We start from the raw sequence: 13730 nt of genomic DNA, 5'->3' as shown, positions 1-13730 counted from the left end.
GCGTTCGTCCAACTCAGTTGGACGAACGCGCCGCTCGTTGCGCGGGAGCTCAGCCCGTGTTCTCGTTCGTCCCGACGATCACCGCGCGGGCGAGCGTGTGGAAGAAGAGGTTGAACCCGAGGTAGGCCGGGGTGGCACCCTCGGGAAGGCCGAGCGACTCGACGTCCACCGCGTGCACGGCGAACCAGTAGTGGTGCACGCCGTGCCCGGGCGGCGGGGCCGAGCCGAGGTAGCGGGCCAGGCCCGCGTCGTTGGCCAGGGTGACCGCGCCCTCCGGGAGCCCGCTGCCCTTCTCGTCACCCGCGTTCGTGGCCAGCGAGGTGACCGACACCGGGATGTCGGCCACCGCCCAGTGCCAGAAACCCGATCCGGTGGGCGCGTCCGGGTCGTAGCAGGTGACCGCGAAGGACTTCGTCTCCGCGGGGAAGCCGCTCCACGACAGCTGCGGCGAGACGTCCTCACCGCCCGCGTCCATGATCCCGGAGAGCTGGGCCGCCGGGAGCTGGGCGCCGTCGCTGACGTCGGTGCTGGTGAGCGTGAAGGAGGGGACCTGGGGGAGGTCCGCGAAGGGGTCGCGCGACATGGGTCCACGCTAGTGCTCCCGACGTGCGCCGTCTCGCCACGCGGGGCACGCTGGGCCGACCGGACGACGCGGGGAGGCCGCCATGCGCGACGTCGAGACCACGAGCCCGGCCCAGCTGCGACGGGTGGCCGTCGCGAGCGCGGTCGGCACGACCATCGAGTGGTACGACTACTTCATCTACTCGACCGCCGCGGCGCTGGTGTTCGGCTCGCAGTTCTTCTCCTCGCTCTCGCCGGTCTCGGGGACGCTCGCGGCGTTCGCGACCCTCGGCGTCGGCTTCCTCGCCCGTCCCGTCGGGGGCGTGCTGTGGGGGCACTTCGGGGACCGGCTGGGCCGCAAGGGGATGCTCGTCGCGTCGCTGCTGCTCATGGGGTTCGCCACCGTCGGGGTGGGGTTGCTGCCCACCTACGAGCAGATCGGGCTCGCGGCGCCGATCCTGCTCGTCGTGCTGCGGATGCTGCAGGGTCTGTCCGCGGGCGGCGAGTGGGGCGGCGCGGCGCTGATGGCCGTCGAGCACGCGCCGGCGGGACGGCGCGGGCGCTACGGCTCGTTCTCCCAGGTCGGCGTGCCTGCGGGGCTGATTCTCGCCCAGCTCGCCTTCGTGGGTGTCGGGGCTGCGCTCACCGACGAGCAGTTCTCGTCGTGGGGCTGGCGGCTGCCGTTCCTGTTCAGCATCGTGCTGGTCGGCGTCGGCCTGTTCGTGCGGCTGCGGATCGAGGAGAGCCCGGTGTTCCGGGCCCTGCGCGCCGAGCAGGCCCGCAGCCGCCGACCCGTGATCGACGTGTTCCGGGAGCGGCCCCGCGAGCTGCTGCTCGCGACGCTCAGCTTCGTCGCGAACACGGCCATCGGCTACGTCTTCCTCGCCTACCTGCTCTCCTACGGCACCTCGGTGCTGAAGGTCCCGCGCACGACGATGCTCGTGGTCGTGATCGTCGGCAGCGTGTCGTGGCTCGTCTTCATCGTCGCGGGCGCGGTCTGGTCGGACCGGGTCGGGCGCACGCCCGTCTACCGCGTCGGCTCGTGGGCGCTCGTGCTGTGGCCGGTGCCGTTCTTCTGGCTGATCGACACGCGCGCCACCGCGTTGATGATCGTCGCCGTCGTGGTGCTGACGGCGGGGCTCGGCCTGTCGTACGGGCCGCAGTCGGCGCTGTTCGCGGAGATGTTCGAGGCCAGGTTCCGCTACAGCGGCGCCTCGTTCTCCTACGCGATGGGCGCGGTGCTCGGCGGCGGGTTCGCCCCGCTCATCGCGGTGTGGCTGCAGGCGTCGACGGGGACGTCGCTGTCCGTGTCGGCGTACATGGTCGCCGTCGGGCTGGTGAGCCTCGCGGCGGTCTACGCGATCCGGGAACCCGGCATGATGCGCGAATGAGCTCACGGGCGCACGAGGTCGCCGACGCGTTGTTCGACCGGCACGCCGCCGTCTTCGGCGCGGACCTGCCCGTCTACCGCGGCCACGTGCACCGGGTGATCGGGCTCGTGGAGCACCAGGTCGGCGTGCCCGCCGCGGCGGCGGACGCATTCGGCACCGCCGCGTTCTTCCACGACGCCGGGATCTGGTTCGACCACACGTGGGACTACCTGCCGCCGTCCACCCGCCGGGCCGTGGACGCGTTGGCCGACCCCACCCAGGCCGACCTGGTGACGGCTCTGATCGGCGAGCACCATCGCCTCCGTCCGGCGCGCCACCCGGACCCGCTCGTGGAGGCCATGCGCCGGGCCGATCTCACCGACATCACCGCCGGGCTCGTCGGCTGCCCCGGCGTGCCACGGTCGGCGTTCCGTGCGCTCGCCGCCGAGTACCCGGACGCCGGCTTCCGCCCGATGCTGCTGCGCGCGTTCGGGCGCGGCCTGCGCGAGGCGCCGTGGCGGCCGGCGCCGATGCTCAAGCTGTGACCCGCGGGTCGACTACGCGACGATCACCGGGATCGTCGGCTGCAGCACCGCCTCGGTGAGCGCCTCGGTGCGCAGGTGCGTGCCCCGCTGGTAGCCGGGATCGCGCACCATGTCCGAGAACGCCTTCCGGCTCGGGTAGGAGACCAGTAGCACCGCGTCCCAGGCCTGCCCGTCCTCCGCGACCACGGCGTCCGTGCCTCGCCCGTAGTACAGGACTCGGGCGCCGACGGCCTCGGCGTGCGGCGTGAAGTGGGCGATGTACTCGTCGTAGCGGGCCTCCCCGCCCTGGGCGAAGCGCAGCAGGTTCAGCATGACGATCGGCTGGTCCGGACCCGCGGCGACGAACGCCTTCATCGCGGGCCCGGTGGGGTTGACGGCCATGGCGTCGATTCTGGCGGCCGGTTGCCGTCCCGGCCGATCGGGCACTCACGGGGAGTGCAGGAGTGGGTGTTCGGGATCGTCGACCGGCTCGGGTCGGCCGGGGTCGGCCTGCTGATCCTGCTCGAGAACCTGGTCCCACCCGTCCCGTCGGAGGTGGTGCTGCCGCTCGCGGGGTTCCGCGCGAGCACCGGCACCCTGAACCTGGTCACGGTCTGGCCCGCCGCGACCGCCGGGTCCGTCGTCGGGGCGCTGCTGCTGTACGGGCTGGGCGCGTGGCTGGGCTACGACCGGCTGCACGACCTGTCGCGGCGGCGCTGGTTCGTCCTGTTCGGACGCCGCGACCTCGAACGCGGGAAGCGCCTGTTCGACGACCACGGCTCGAAGCTCGTGCTGCTCGGGCGGATGGTGCCGTTCGTCCGCAGCGTCGTCTCGGTGCCCGCGGGCGTCGCGGGGATGCCGCTGGGCCGGTTCGCGCTGCTCACGGCGATCGGCAGCGGGATCTGGAACGCCCTGTTCCTCGGCCTGGGGTGGTGGCTGGGGCAGCGGTGGGAGATCGTCGAGGCCTGGACGGGGCCCGTCGGTGTCGTCGTGACGATGGCCGCGCTGGCGGGCCTGGGCTGGCTGATGGTGCGCAGGCTCCGCTCGCCGGTTCCCGCATCGGAACGGTGATCACGGGCGGTCACGCCAGGCAGGCCCGGACCACCGCGGCAGGGTCGCCGCTGCGCTCGTACTCGGCCCGTTGCCGCGCCGCCCCGGTGCCCCGCGCCAGCACCGCCGCCAGCAGGTCGCGCACCGTGTCGAGATCGTTCGCGTCCTCCAGGGCCGGGCGGACGTGTGCCACGAGCGCCTCCAGCACGGCCCCCGCGGGGGCGGGCCGCCAGGTCGCGGGATCGAGCAGCACCCCGTCCGTCCCGGACCGGGCGGCCCGCCACGCCGCGAGCCGCAGCACCTCGGTGCGGACGGGATCGGCGGGCTCGCCGTCGCGCCACTCCCGCACCGCCGTCTCGACCAGCCCCCGCACCAGCGCGGCGACCAGGACGGCGTCCTCGGGGAGCAGGCACACGTCGGCGACCCGCACCTCCAGCGTCGGGTGCCGCCGGGACAGCCGGGCGTCGAAGTAGACCATCCCCTCGTCGATGACGGTGTCGGTGGCGACGAGCGTGTCGACCAGCTCGCGGTAGACCGCCGCGGACCCGAACGGCGCGTACGGGCCCGCGGTCGGCCAGCGTGACCACACCTGGCTGCGATAGCTCGCGTACCCGGAGTCTGCGCCCTGCCAGAACGGCGAGTTCGTGCTCAGCGCGAGCAGCGGTGCGAGCCACGGACGGATCCGGTCCAGGGCGGCGACGCCCTCGTCGGCGTCGTCGATCGCCACGTGGACGTGGCAGCCGCAGGTGAGCTCCTCGGACACCGTGAGCCCGAACCGCCTGCCCATCTCGACGTAGCGTCGCGACGACGACAGCGTGGGCTCGACGGGCACGGGCGAGGTGGCGAGCGGCGCGATCGCGACCCCGACCTCGGCGGCCGCCGCCACCGCGGCGGCGCGTGCCGTACGCAGGTCCGTGCCCAGGTCAGCAAGGGTGGCGCAGGGCGTCGTGCCGGTCTCGATCTGCTCGCGCTGCAGCTCGGTGGTCATGTCGGGCGCGTCGCCGGAGGCGTCCAGGACGAGCCCGCCGACCGCTCGCGGCCGCCCCGTAGCGCGATCGACGATCAGGAACTCCTCTTCGACACCGACGGTCCGCACGGGCACGTCGGAAGTATCGCCGGTCGGGCGGTTGGCGCGATCGGCGCAGGCGGCGGAGGCATCCGGAGTCGAACGCTTGTGCGCCGCACCCGCGTCGGCGAAGCTCGCCGGGTCGGGTCCCCGGGACGAGGTGGGTCGTGGAACGTATGCAGGCCGGGGTGGGTGACTGGGCCGAGGACGACCGGAGATTCACCGTCGAGGCGGGCGCCGGACCCGGAACGGGGGACGCCGTGGAGTTCGCCGACACGCTCGGACCGCTGGCGCAGGAGTTCGTCAAGCTCGCCGAGACGCTGATGGACGACACGACGGTGCTCGGCGTCCTGAGCCGGGTCGTGACGGCCGCCAAGGCCGTGGTCCCGGGTGCGGACCTGGTCAGCGTCACGATGCGGACCGCCACCGGTGGGTTCGAGACGCCGGTGCGCACGGACCTGCTCGCGGTGCGGCTCGACGAGCTCCAGTACCGCTTCACCGAGGGCCCGTGCGTGGCGGCGACGCTCGCGCGGGGTCTCGGCGTCACGTTCGACGCGGACGTCGGCGCCGGTCGGCAGTACCCGCGGTGGGGTCCCGCCGCGGCGTCGGCGGGGGTGCACAGCGTGCTCGCGGTGGGGCTGTTCCCCGGTGGGGGCGCGGATCGGCTGGGCGCGCTGAACGCCTACTCGCGCCGCCGCGCAGGCCTCGACGAGAACGACCGGGACCTGCTGCTGGTGCTCGCGGCGCACGCGTCGACGGCGCTGGCAGCCACCGCAGCGACCGACGCGGCCGAGCTGGAGGCCGCGCAGCTGCGGGAGGCGCTGCGCAGCCGCGACGTCATCGGGCAGGCGAAGGGCATCCTCATGGAGCGGCGCGGCTGCTCGGAGGACGAGGCGTTCGAGACGCTCCGCCGGGCCTCGCAGTCGCTCAACGTGAAGCTCGCCCGGGTGGCGGAGACGCTCGTGGAGAACCGCGGGCGGCTCTAGGGTCGGCTGCGCGGCTAGTACTCGTACGGGTCCGGCGGTGCGGGGACCACCTGCACGCTCGTGACGACGAGCGTCGGGACGAACCGGTTCGCGGCGGTCGCGGATCCCGGCTCGACGTGACCGCGCACCCGTAGCCACGTGTCCTGCTGCGGCGTGCCCGTGTCGCCCGCGAGGTGCAGGCGGTGCGGGCGGGCGTCGGCGGCGCAGCAGGCGATGTGCAGGCGCACGAGGTCGACGGCGGCGCCGCGGCGGACGACGAATCCCGTCACGGCCACCTCGCGGCCGTCGAGGCCACCCGCCGGGCCCGCGACGGCCCGTGCGACGACCTCGCCCAGCGGGGGCTCCGGCAGGCCGCGGGGAAGGGGGTCGAAGGTGGCCGTCGCCGCGATCGGGTTGGCGTCCCCGGCCCGGGTGACAGCGTCAGCGCCGAGTGCGGGCGGCGGCACCAGGGCGAGGGCGAGAACGGGGAGCAGCAGCAACCACGGCACGTGGCGGTCCGGTCCGGCGTGGTCGTCGTGCTCCGGGGCCCGGCGCTCGCGCCACAGCGCGAGCCCCGCGAGCAGGATCATCGCCACACCCGCGCCGAGCAGCAGCCACCGGTGGTCCGGCCGCACGTAGCGCAGGAACGTGCCGTCCAGCGCGATGCGCGCCAGCGCGCCGCCGAGCAGCAGCAACAGCGTGTGCCGGGCCTCGCGGCTCATCGCGCCCCGATCACGACGAGCCCGACCCCGATCGCGCACCCCACTGCGACCGCGAACGTCGCCGGTGCGAACCGCAGCGCGAACGCCCGCCCGAACGTCCCGGCCTGCAGGGCGGCCAGCTTGACGTCCACCGCGGGCCCGACGACGAGGAAGACCAGCCGCGGGAGCAGCGGCAGCGCCGATAGCGACGCCGCGACGAAGGCGTCCGCCTCGCTGCACAGCGCCAGGACCACCGCGAGCACGGCCAGCACCGCGACCGCGAGGACCAGCCGTCCCGCGAGCGCCTCGGTCCACGACGCCGGCACCAGCACGCCGAGGACGGCCGCGACCAGCGCGCCGAGCACGAGGAACCCGCCCGCAGCGACGAGGTCCTGGCGGGCCGCGTCGGCGAACGCGCTCCAGCCGCGGCCACCGCAGGCGCCGGAGGGGACCCTGGCGGTGATCCACTCCGAGCGCCCGTACCGCTGCCAGAGCCAGCCCATGACGCATGCGGTGGCGAGCGAGGCGGCGAAGCGGGCGACCACCATCCCCGGCTCGCCGGGGAACGCGATCGCCGTGGACACGAGCACGACCGGGTTCACCGCGGGCGCGGCGAGCAGGAACGCCAGCGCCGCCGCCTCCGGCACGCCGCGGCCCAGCAGCCGTCGCGCCACGGGCACCGACGCGCACTCGCACCCGGGCAGCGCGAGGCCCGCGAGACCCGCCACCGGCACGGCCGCGCCCGCCCGCGACGGCAGCGCCCGTCGGAGCACCCCGGCCGGGACGAACGCCGCGATCGCGGCCGACAGCAGCACGCCGAGCACCAGGAACGGCAGCGCCTGAACGCACACCGCGACGAACACCGTCGCCACGGTGGCGACCGCGGGCGCGGACAGCGCCTCGGCCAACCAGGGCCGGGCCACGATCGCGGCGACCAGCACGGCGGCGACCACGTGGACGGAGGTGAGCCGCGCCCGGCCCGCGATGATCGTCATGCCGCGGATGATGGCAGCGCGACCGGGCCGCCCGTGGCGGATCGGAGGAACGCACGTGCGGGCACCCGGTCGGTACCGCGTCGGACGGACCGGGTGCCCTCCGGACCGCTCCCGGAGATCAGCGGGGACCGGGAGCGACCGGGACCGGGGGAGGTGTCCGGCGCAGGCGGCCCGCCGCGCAGCGGGGCCGGTGCAGGACGTCGTGTCCGGGCCGGAGCGTACGCACGATCGCGACGGCGCCACCGGTGGCCTCGTGGCGGCGGATCCAGTCGTGGATGGCGTCCGAGGCGGGGCCGTCGAGGTACTCGACGCCGAGGCGCACCGTCACCAGCGCCCGCTCGGGGACCTCGGCGAGCACCCGGGTGAGCCTCGGCAGCCCGAGGAAGGTGAGCGAGCCCGTGACCGTGACCCGCCAGCGCCGCCCCGTCGGGTCGTCGGCCGCCCGCTCGGCGTGGACCTGGGCCCGCACCACCCGGACCAGCACGAGCACCAGGGCGAGGACGATGCCGGCGACCACGCCCTCCAGGAGGCCGAGGAGCACCACGCCCAGCGTCGTCGCGGCGTAGACCGCGAGTTCCCCGTCACGGCGCGCCGTCCGGATGTGGGCGACCTTCACCAACTGCAGCCCGATGACGACGAGCAGCCCGGCGAGCGCCGCGAACGGGATCTGCTCCACGACGCCGACCAGCAGGACGGAGAACAGCAGCGCCCAGACGCCGTGCAGGATCGTCGAGGCCCGCGAGCGGGCGCCCGCGGTCACGTTGGTGGCACTGCGGACGATCACGCCGGTGACCGGTAGCCCGCCGAGCGCCCCGGACGCGACGTTCGCGGCACCCTGCCCGAGGAGCTCCCGGTCGAACCGGGTGCGCGGGCCGTGGTGCATCCGGTCCACAGCGACGGCCGAGAGCAGGCTCTCCACGCTCGCGACCAGCGCGATCGTCACGACTGCGATCGCGAACGCCGGCCATCGCCCGTCCGGCAGCAGGGGCGGGCCGATCGCGTCGAGGACGTCGCCCGGCAGCTCGACGCGTGCGACGTCCAGGCCCGCGGCCGCGGCGAGCAGGGTCGCCGAGACGATCGCGACGAGCGCCCCCGGCAGGCATCGCGACATCGCCGGGATGCGCGACCAGACCAGCAGCAGCGCGATCACCAGCCCCCCGACCAGCACCGCGGGCAGGTGCGCTGAGAACACCGCTGCGGGCAGGGCCACCAGGCCCTCGACGGTGCCCGGCTGCTGCGGCCCGCCGAGCAGCACGTGGATCTGTTGGACGGCGATCGTCACGCCGATGCCCGCGAGCATGCCGTGCACCACGACGGGCGAGACGGCGAGCGCGACCCGGGCGACGCGCAGCGAGCCGAGCAGGATCTGCAGGAGCCCCGCCGCGACGGTGACCGCGCAGGTCACCGCCCAGCCGAACTCCGCGACGACCTCCGCGACCACGACCGTCAAGCCCGCTGCCGGGCCGCTGACCTGCAGCGGTGAGCCGCCGAGCGCCCCGGCGACGACACCGCCGACGACGGCGGCGACGAGGCCAGCCATGATCGGCGCGCCCGAGGCGACGGCGATGCCGAGCGAGAGCGGGATCGCGACGAGGAACACGACGAGCGAGGCGGGCAGGTCGTGGCGGACGAGATCGGTCCACCGTCCCGTGGCGGGAGCGGGATCGAGGCGGTGCGTCAACGGTCCTCCGGAGCCGGGTGCCTGAGGGCCGTGCCGGGGCACGGTCGTCGGGCCGGCACGGACTGGTGCACCGTCGAGGCTGCCCATCCCCTGTGATCACGAGATGACGCGCTGATCATCATCAGCCGGTCGGGCGACCCGCTTCACTCAGCCGCATGATCATCTACGTGAGGGTTCTCACCACCGATCGGGGAACTCCGGCGCAGCATCCGGTACTCGCGGATCACCAGCACGAGGATCAGCGCGTCGAGCGCCGCCAGCACCGGCAGCACGAGCGACCCGTGCGTGACGGCGCGGTACAGCTCGAAGGCCACGAACGCCCCGAGGACCACCGCCGCCACCGGGTAGGCGGGCAGCCATCGCCGCAGCAGCGCCACCACCAGGCCCAGCTTCAGCAGCCCGTGCAACCCGAGGTACACCACCGCGAAGGTGCGGCTCCCGTCCGCGAATGCGTCGGTGACCGTCTCGAGGTGGCGTGCGATCGCGCCGTGCGAGGAGCCGAGCATGTCGCGGACCAGCACGTCCGCCACGAGTCGGTGCAGGGTCACGGCCGGTAGGAGCGCCAGGACGACGGCGGTGACCAGCTCGGCCGCCCCGTCCACGCCCTTCAGCAGCAGTGCCGCGCGGAACAGCCGGTCCACCTTCGTGCGCCCCACGGCCTCCGTCATCGACGCCCCTCTCCGTCGGGACCAGTGTGCGAGCCGCACCGGGGTGCCGGGTGAGCCGGGAAGGGTGAACAGTGCACCGCGAGAGGGACGTCGGCGTCGGCGTCGGCGCCGCCCCGTCCCACCCGACCGATGACTTGCGCCGCCCCGCCCGGTCCTACCGCCATGAGCACCCTCGTCCTCGTCCCCGGCGCAGGCGGCACAGCGTGGTACTGGCACCGCCTCGTCCCGGAGCTCGCCGCCCGCGGACACACCGCGGTCCCCGTCGAGCTCCCCGCGGCCGACGACTCCGCCGGGCTGGCGGAGTACGCCGACGCGATCGTCGAGGCCGCCCGCGACCTGCAGGACGTGGTCCTGGTCGCCCAGTCCTTCGGCGGGATGTCAGCGCCGCTGGTGTGCGCGCGCCGTCCGGTGCGCGGGCTGATCATGCTCAACGCGATGGTCCCGCGACCGGGGGAGACGCCGGGCGAGTGGTGGGGGAACACCGGTCACGCGGCGGCGCGCCTGGCGCAGGCCCGGGCCGCGGGGCGGTCGGAGGAGAGCCTTGCCGATCTCGTCGACGCGTTCTTCCACGACGTCCCGCCGGAGATCACGGCGGAGGCGTTCGCGCAGGGCGAGCCGGTCCAGTCGGACACGCCGCTGGCGAAGCCGTGGCCGCTGCCGGCCTGGCCCGACGTGCCGCTGGAGATCATCCACGGCCGCGAGGACCGCTTCTTCCCCCTGGAGTTCGCCGAACGGGTGGCGGCGGAACGGCTGGGATCACCGCTTCGGGTGATCCCGGGCGGCCACCTGGTGGCATTGAGTCGTCCGGCGGAGCTCGCCGACGCGATCGACGACGTGATCACGCGTCACGGCTGGTGATCGTCGGCAACTCTCTTGGGTCTGTCCCGCGTGAGGGTGACGTGAAACCCTGATCAGGTGATGTTGCCGTGTCAAGCATCGACACGCGGGGTGGATCTGTGAGCTCCGCCGAGATTCCCGAGCAGCGGCACGGCGAGCGCTCCGCGGACCGGCTCAGGGTCGCGGTCGATGAGGCCGCGCTGATCTGCGACGCCGAGTGGCGGCGCGATCGCGAGCAGCGGGTGGCCACCGCGCTGGGCCCGGACCTGTGGGACCAGGCCCGCGCTGCGGACGGCCTCTGCGAGGACGTGGCCGACCTGGCGGGGCGGCTCGCGCAGCTCACGGCGGAAGGCGACCGCGCGACCGACCGCGTCCTCACGGCACGGATGCTGGAGCGGCTGCGGCACCCGGGGACGAGCAAGCTGGTCACGCGCACGCTCGCCGCGCAGACGGTCCCCGCCCCGTCGACGTCGACGGTCCTGCTGGTGCACGCGATGCGGGCCCTCGGGGTGCTGCACTGCGTGCTGCGGGCGGACGACGAGCCCCACGGGCGCGTGCGCGTGCTCGCCCGCTGCCGGTGCCTCTGGCCGCTGGCGCGCCACGAGGGCGACCACACGATCCGCAATGACGTGCGGATGGTGGTGCGGTTCGGGCTCAACCGGGTCCCGGCGGCGTGGCTGGTGCCGGAGCCCACCGGCTGAGCGAGCGTGTGTGGCCCGGCTCGTGCGGGGTGGCGTCCCTGGCGATTCTCCGTCCCACCGGCCCGCGGCACGTAACGTGACCCGTGTGTCCTCCCCTGTGAACCGGCGCCGCCACCTGCCCGAGCAACCGGACCGGGTGCGCGTCTCGTGACCGCCGACCTCCTCCTGGACCTGCCGCTGCCCGAGCTGACCGCCAGGGCACGGGACCTGCGCACGTCGACCCGCGTGACCTACTCGCCGAAGGTGTTCGTCCCCCTGACCCGGCTGTGCCGCGACCGCTGCGGCTACTGCACCTTCGCGACGGCCCCGGCGCACCTGCCCGCGCCGTACCTGTCCCCGGACGAGGTGCTGGCGATCGCCCGCCAGGGCGCGGAGGCAGGCTGCCACGAGGCGCTCTTCACCCTGGGTGAAGGGCCCGAGGAGCGGTACCCGGCCGCCCGCGAGTGGCTCGACGCGCACGGCTACGGCTCCACGGTCGAGTATCTGAGCGCGATGTGCGCGCTCGTGCTGGAGGAGACGGGGCTCCTGCCGCACGCGAACGCCGGGGCGATCTCGCGCGACGAGCTGGCTGCGCTGCGGGCCGTGTCGCCGTCGCAGGGGATGATGATCGAGTCGCTCCGCGAGGACCTGGCCGCGCACCGCGGCGCCCCCGACAAGGAGCCCGCGCGACGGCTCGCCACCCTGGAAGCCGCCGGGGAGCTGGCGATCCCGTTCACCACCGGCATCCTCGTCGGCATCGGCGAGACGGTGCGCGACCGGGTGGACGCGCTGGTGGCGATCGCGCACGCGCACCGCCGGCACGGCCACGTGCAGGAGGTGATCGTCCAGAACTTCCTGCCGAAGCCGGGCACGGGGATGCGCGCCTGGCCGGCCTGCCCGCCCGAGGAGCACCTGCAGGCCATCGCGCTGGCCCGGCTGATCCTCCCGCCGGACGTCCACGTGCAGGCGCCGCCGAACCTCGCCGAGGACATCGGCCCGCTGCTCGACGCCGGGATCGACGACTGGGGCGGGGTCTCCCCGGTCACCGCGGACCACGTCAACCCCGAGCGGCCCTGGCCTGCTGTCGACGTGCTGCGGCGCGCGTGCGAGGAGCGCGGGCTCACGCTCGCGCCGCGGCTCACCGTGTACCCCGAGTACGCGCTGGACCCGTCGCGATGGCTGGATCCCGCCCTGCACTTCCCCGTGCTGGACCGCGGCGACGCCGAGGGGCTGGGCCGCGACGACCCCGGAGCGATCTGGCCGGAGCGCCACGCGGCTGCGGCGAACGTCGGCACCGGGGCGGAGGTCGTCCAGGTCGGCAGGCGCTCGACGGCCTGGTACTCCGGCGCGGACGTCACCCCGCAGGTGCTGATCCCCGGCGCCACCGAGCCGTCCCAGGCCGGGGCCGTGGCCGAGGTCCTGTCCGGGGTGCGCGCGGGCCAGGAACCCGGCATCGACGAGCTCGTGACGCTGTTCTCCGCCCGCGGGCCCGAGGTGCGCGCCGTGGCTGCGCTGGCGGACGAGCTGCGCGCGCGGGCCGTCGGCGACACCGTGACCTACGTCGTCAACCGCAACATCAACTACACGAACGTCTGCACGTTCCGGTGCGCGTTCTGCGGCTTCTCCAAGGGCCCGCTCTCGCTCAACCTGCGCGGCAAGCCCTACCTGCTCACCCTGGACGACGTCGCAGAGCGCGCCCGCGAGGCGTGGGACCGCGGTGCCACCGAGGTGTGCCTCCAGGGCGGCATCCACCCGAGCTTCGACGGCGACTTCTACGTCGACGTCGCGCGCGCGGTGCGCGACGCCGTCCCGGACATCCACGTGCACGGGTTCACCGCGCTGGAGGTCACCGAGGGCGCCAGGCGCCTCGGCGAGCCGCTCGCGGACTACCTGCAGCGCCTGCGTGAGGCCGGGCTCGCCTCGCTGCCGGGGACGGCCGCGGAGATCCTCGACGACGGGATCCGCGCGATCCTCTGCCCCGACAAGATCGATACCGAGGAGTGGCTGGAGGCGCACCGCACCGCCCACTCGATCGGGCTGCGCTCCAACATCACGATCATGTTCGGCTCGGTGGAGCAGCCGGTGCACTGGGCGCGCCACATCGTGCGCACCCGGGAGCTGCAGCGCGAGACCGGCGGCTTCACCGAGTTCGTCGGCCTGCCGTTCGTCCACATGGCGGCCCCGATCTACCTGAAGCGGCGTGCGCGGCGCGGGCCGACGTGGCGCGAGGTCGTGCTCATGCACGCCGTCGCCCGCATCGCCTACCACGGCCTCGTCGACAACATCCAGGCTTCCTGGGTGAAGCTCGGCGCCGTCGGCGCGGGTCAGCTGCTGCGCGCCGGGGTGAACGACCTCGGCGGCACGCTGATGGACGAGAACATCAGCCGGGCGGCCGGGGCCACGCACGGCCAGGCCCTGGACGAGGCCGGGTTCGCCCGGATCGCCGCCGCGGTGGGGCGCCCGGTCGAGCAGCGGACGACGCTGTACGGCCCGGTACCGGCACGGGTGGCCTCCGCGTCCTGACCGTCGAGAACGACGTTGTACTGATCAACAAGCCCGTTTCGGCTGAACAACGTCGTTCTCGACGGGGATCCCGGGAGCGTCCGAACCTGCGTTACCGTTCGGTAGGGAT

Annotated in this window: 14 protein-coding genes; 7 read left to right on the top strand and 7 right to left on the bottom strand. The window is 74.3% G+C overall.

What is annotated here, in order from left to right; genetic code table 11:
* Positions 1 to 49: 49 nt before the first annotated feature.
* Positions 50 to 583 (bottom strand): YbhB/YbcL family Raf kinase inhibitor-like protein, encoded by a 534-nt coding sequence (locus AB7J25_RS07000; RefSeq protein WP_428506276.1) that lies wholly within the window; start codon positions 581 to 583, stop codon positions 50 to 52.
* Between the two features lie 82 nt (positions 584 to 665).
* Here AB7J25_RS07000 and AB7J25_RS06995 point away from each other — a divergent pair, with 82 nt between their 5' ends.
* Both AB7J25_RS06995 and AB7J25_RS06990 read left to right on the top strand, forming a co-directional pair.
* The gene (locus tag AB7J25_RS06995) at positions 666 to 1952 is read left to right on the top strand and encodes an MFS transporter (protein WP_428506275.1); all 1287 of its coding nucleotides are present in this window, start codon (positions 666 to 668) and stop codon (positions 1950 to 1952) included.
* Positions 1949 to 2476, top strand: coding sequence for a hypothetical protein (locus AB7J25_RS06990; protein ID WP_428506273.1), 528 nt, complete (start codon positions 1949 to 1951; stop codon positions 2474 to 2476). The genes AB7J25_RS06995 and AB7J25_RS06990 overlap by 4 nt, the downstream gene beginning before the upstream one ends.
* Before the next feature lie 12 nt (positions 2477 to 2488).
* Here AB7J25_RS06990 and AB7J25_RS06985 read toward each other — a convergent pair whose 3' ends face one another.
* Positions 2489 to 2857: a DUF1330 domain-containing protein gene (locus AB7J25_RS06985; protein WP_428506271.1), complete on the bottom strand. Its 369-nt coding sequence runs from the start codon at positions 2855 to 2857 to the stop codon at positions 2489 to 2491.
* 66 nt (positions 2858 to 2923) lie between these two features.
* On the opposite strand from AB7J25_RS06985, the gene AB7J25_RS06980 reads away from it, so the two are divergent.
* Positions 2924 to 3526 (top strand): DedA family protein, encoded by a 603-nt coding sequence (locus tag AB7J25_RS06980; protein WP_428506269.1) that lies wholly within the window; start codon positions 2924 to 2926, stop codon positions 3524 to 3526.
* A 10-nt stretch (positions 3527 to 3536) separates the two neighbouring features.
* Here AB7J25_RS06980 and AB7J25_RS06975 read toward each other — a convergent pair whose 3' ends face one another.
* On the bottom strand, positions 3537 to 4607 hold the full coding sequence (locus AB7J25_RS06975; RefSeq protein ID WP_428506267.1) for a carboxylate-amine ligase: 1071 nt from the start codon (positions 4605 to 4607) through the stop codon (positions 3537 to 3539).
* A 140-nt stretch (positions 4608 to 4747) separates the two neighbouring features.
* On the opposite strand from AB7J25_RS06975, the gene AB7J25_RS06970 reads away from it, so the two are divergent.
* Positions 4748 to 5557: an ANTAR domain-containing protein gene (locus AB7J25_RS06970; protein ID WP_428506278.1), complete on the top strand. Its 810-nt coding sequence runs from the start codon at positions 4748 to 4750 to the stop codon at positions 5555 to 5557.
* 14 nt (positions 5558 to 5571) lie between these two features.
* Here the strand turns inward: AB7J25_RS06970 and AB7J25_RS06965 are convergent, their stop codons facing one another.
* The 4 genes from AB7J25_RS06965 to AB7J25_RS06950 form a co-directional block, all read right to left on the bottom strand.
* Positions 5572 to 6258 (bottom strand): TIGR03943 family putative permease subunit, encoded by a 687-nt coding sequence (locus tag AB7J25_RS06965; RefSeq protein ID WP_428506265.1) that lies wholly within the window; start codon positions 6256 to 6258, stop codon positions 5572 to 5574.
* Positions 6255 to 7232: a permease gene (locus AB7J25_RS06960; RefSeq protein WP_428506263.1), complete on the bottom strand. Its 978-nt coding sequence runs from the start codon at positions 7230 to 7232 to the stop codon at positions 6255 to 6257. The genes AB7J25_RS06965 and AB7J25_RS06960 overlap by 4 nt, the downstream gene beginning before the upstream one ends.
* A gap of 118 nt (positions 7233 to 7350) precedes the next feature.
* Positions 7351 to 8913: a SulP family inorganic anion transporter gene (locus AB7J25_RS06955; protein WP_428506261.1), complete on the bottom strand. Its 1563-nt coding sequence runs from the start codon at positions 8911 to 8913 to the stop codon at positions 7351 to 7353.
* Between the two features lie 143 nt (positions 8914 to 9056).
* Positions 9057 to 9581 carry a DUF2127 domain-containing protein gene (locus tag AB7J25_RS06950; protein WP_428506259.1) on the bottom strand — a complete coding sequence of 175 codons (525 nt, stop codon included), beginning with the start codon at positions 9579 to 9581 and terminating at the stop codon, positions 9057 to 9059.
* 162 nt (positions 9582 to 9743) lie between these two features.
* Here AB7J25_RS06950 and AB7J25_RS06945 point away from each other — a divergent pair, with 162 nt between their 5' ends.
* From AB7J25_RS06945 to AB7J25_RS06935, 3 genes are all read left to right on the top strand, one after another.
* The gene (locus tag AB7J25_RS06945; RefSeq protein WP_428506257.1) at positions 9744 to 10439 is read left to right on the top strand and encodes an alpha/beta fold hydrolase; all 696 of its coding nucleotides are present in this window, start codon (positions 9744 to 9746) and stop codon (positions 10437 to 10439) included.
* Between the two features lie 98 nt (positions 10440 to 10537).
* Positions 10538 to 11119, top strand: a complete 582-nt coding sequence (locus AB7J25_RS06940; RefSeq protein WP_428506255.1) for a hypothetical protein — start codon at positions 10538 to 10540, stop codon at positions 11117 to 11119.
* A gap of 147 nt (positions 11120 to 11266) precedes the next feature.
* Positions 11267 to 13621 (top strand): bifunctional FO biosynthesis protein CofGH, encoded by a 2355-nt coding sequence (locus AB7J25_RS06935; protein ID WP_428506253.1) that lies wholly within the window; start codon positions 11267 to 11269, stop codon positions 13619 to 13621.
* Positions 13622 to 13730 lie beyond the last annotated feature (109 nt).

Origin of the sequence: Pseudonocardia sp., from assembly GCF_050246655.1 — a bacterium.
Taxonomy (GTDB): Bacteria; Actinomycetota; Actinomycetes; order Mycobacteriales; family Pseudonocardiaceae; genus Pseudonocardia.
Note: the sequence above shows the minus strand (reverse complement) of the source record. Positions and strands in the feature narration are given on the sequence as shown.

Excerpts from the sequence above, each read along its gene's own strand:
- AB7J25_RS06985 (WP_428506271.1), bottom strand. The coding sequence starts at position 2,857 with ATGGCCGTCAACCCCACCGGGCCCGCGATGAAGGCGTTCGTCGCCGCG.
- AB7J25_RS06995 (WP_428506275.1), top strand. The coding sequence starts at position 666 with ATGCGCGACGTCGAGACCACGAGCCCGGCCCAGCTGCGACGGGTGGCC.
- AB7J25_RS07000 (WP_428506276.1), bottom strand. The coding sequence starts at position 583 with ATGTCGCGCGACCCCTTCGCGGACCTCCCCCAGGTCCCCTCCTTCACG.
- AB7J25_RS06990 (WP_428506273.1), top strand. The coding sequence starts at position 1,949 with ATGAGCTCACGGGCGCACGAGGTCGCCGACGCGTTGTTCGACCGGCAC.
- AB7J25_RS06945 (WP_428506257.1), top strand. The coding sequence starts at position 9,744 with ATGAGCACCCTCGTCCTCGTCCCCGGCGCAGGCGGCACAGCGTGGTAC.
- AB7J25_RS06950 (WP_428506259.1), bottom strand. The coding sequence starts at position 9,581 with ATGACGGAGGCCGTGGGGCGCACGAAGGTGGACCGGCTGTTCCGCGCG.
- AB7J25_RS06960 (WP_428506263.1), bottom strand. The coding sequence starts at position 7,232 with ATGACGATCATCGCGGGCCGGGCGCGGCTCACCTCCGTCCACGTGGTC.
- AB7J25_RS06970 (WP_428506278.1), top strand. The coding sequence starts at position 4,748 with ATGCAGGCCGGGGTGGGTGACTGGGCCGAGGACGACCGGAGATTCACC.
- AB7J25_RS06965 (WP_428506265.1), bottom strand. The coding sequence starts at position 6,258 with ATGAGCCGCGAGGCCCGGCACACGCTGTTGCTGCTGCTCGGCGGCGCG.